This is a genomic window from Candidatus Caldatribacterium sp., from assembly GCA_014359405.1.
In the GTDB taxonomy this organism is placed as follows: Bacteria; Atribacterota; Atribacteria; order Atribacterales; family Caldatribacteriaceae; genus Caldatribacterium; species Caldatribacterium oleiphilum.
In genome coordinates, this window is the sequence record JACIZN010000188.1 from 1 (window position 1) to 1888 (window position 1888).

Here is a 1888-nt window from a genome sequence, read left to right on the forward strand (position 1 = left end):
GTAGCGGTGAAGCAAGGAAAGCGTGGCTCAACGGTGGTGACAAAAGAGGGCAAATGGTCGGTTCCTGCCTTTCCGGTTGAGGAAGTTGACCCCACAGGAGCGGGGGACTGCTACTGTGCCGGGTTCTTAGCGGCCCTTGCCCGGGGGATGGAGGTTGAAGAGGCGGCACGGTTTGCCAATGCCGTTGGGGCTCTGGCGGTGACCAAGAAAGGACCGATGGAGGGAGCCCCCACGTGGGACGAAGTCGAAGCGTTCCTGAGGCGTTTCTCGTAAGGGAGTGGAACGTCCATGTTCCCAAGAAGATGCGTTGATGCGAGTCCCATTCGAAAGAAAGCCGAGGCAGCAGGAGTTCCGGTATGTGATTTCCTGGTACAGAAAATGGAAGAACTCGCCCGCCTTGAGGGGAAAAGGCAGACGCTCCTTGCGGTGTGCCCGAATTCCCGTACCGTCATTCGGGCAGCCCTTCGCGCAGCCAAGAGGGCTCGAGCACCCTTGAAATTCGCGGCTACGCTCAACCAGGTGGACATCGACCGGGGGTATACAGGGCTCACCCAGAAGGAGTTTGTGGAACTCGTGAAACAGGAGGCGGAAGCCATTGATTTCCAGGGGCTCATTATTATCGCCGTGGACCACGGAGGTCCCTGGGTGAAGGACCGCCACACCATCGAAGGATGGAACCTCAAGGAATGCATGGACTGGGTGAAGAGGTCCTTTGAGGCGGCCATTGATGCGGGGTACGATCTCCTCCATGTCGATCCCACCGTGGATCGGACTCTCCCTCCTGGGACACCTCTTCCCGTTGAGGTCGTAATCGAGCGGACGGTGGAGCTCATAGAGCATGCCGAAAAATACCGGAGGTCAAGGGGTCTTCCCCCGATTTCATATGAGGTGGGGACTGAGGAGGTCCATGGAGGGTTGGCGGACCTCCGGGTTTTCGAGGCTTTCCTTTCGGGACTCAAAGAGGCGCTCAGAGCGCGGGGCCTTTCGGAAGTCTGGCCGATTTTCGTGGTGGGAAAAGTGGGGACGGACCTCCACACCACGCTCTTTGACCCCCAGGTTGCCCAAACCCTTGCCGAGAAAGCACGTCCTTACGGTTCCTTTATCAAAGGGCATTACACGGACTACGTGGAGAATCCTGAGGACTACCCAAAATCCGGGATGGGGGCAGCCAACGTGGGTCCCGAGTTCACGGAAGAGGAGTACAATGCCCTGGCGGAACTTGCCCGCCTTGAAGAGGAACTTGCACAGGAGGGGCGGATTCCTCAAAGGTCCCGAATCCTCGAGGTCCTTCTTGAGGCGGTGCATCGGAGTAACCGCTGGAGGAAGTGGCTCCTTCCCGAGGAGGAAGGCAAAGACCTCCTTGAGCTTTCAGAAGAGCGGAAGGCCTGGCTTGTGAAGACCGGATGCCGCTATGTTTGGGCGAATCCCGAGGTGGTGGCGGCACGGGCGCTCCTTTACGAGAACCTGAGGCGCAATGGGTACTTCCCCGAAGAAATTGTCCTCCTCTCCATTGAGCGAGCTCTTGATAAGTACTTCCGGGCCTTTAACCTCGTGGACCTTGAAAAACGTCTCGAAAAGGTCCTGTAATGTGGTATCATGGAGGGGAAAGGAGGGGAGTACCTCATGAAGTGGTCCTGGGTTTTTGGGATCCTTGCGCTTTCCGTGTTTCTTTTTTCGGGCTTTCTCCTTGCTCAGGAAGAGGAGTTCACCATTCTTTCCGTTTCCCCGTCTCCTGATTCCCTTGTCCCCCCGGTGGTTACGGAAATCCGTATCGTTTTTTCTCAAGACGCCGTGCCGGAAGAGGAAGTCGGAGTTTCAAAGGATTTCTCCCTCCTTCCCCTCTCCATCACCCCACCAATCTCGGGGCAGTTCCTCTGGGAGGACAAGA

General features: G+C 57.2%; 3 protein-coding genes. All 3 read left to right on the forward strand.

Features of this window, described 5'->3' with window-relative positions; all coding sequences use genetic code 11:
• A partial coding sequence (locus H5U36_10245) for a carbohydrate kinase family protein (protein MBC7218486.1) occupies positions 1–273 on the forward strand: 273 nt, incomplete at its 5' end.
• Positions 274–288: 15 nt separating this feature from the next.
• Positions 289–1587, forward strand: a complete 1299-nt coding sequence (locus H5U36_10250; GenBank protein MBC7218487.1) for a class II D-tagatose-bisphosphate aldolase, non-catalytic subunit — start codon at positions 289–291, stop codon at positions 1585–1587.
• A gap of 36 nt (positions 1588–1623) precedes the next feature.
• Positions 1624–1888, forward strand: a 265-nt coding sequence (locus tag H5U36_10255; protein ID MBC7218488.1) for a hypothetical protein, incomplete at its 3' end; no start/stop codon positions are given.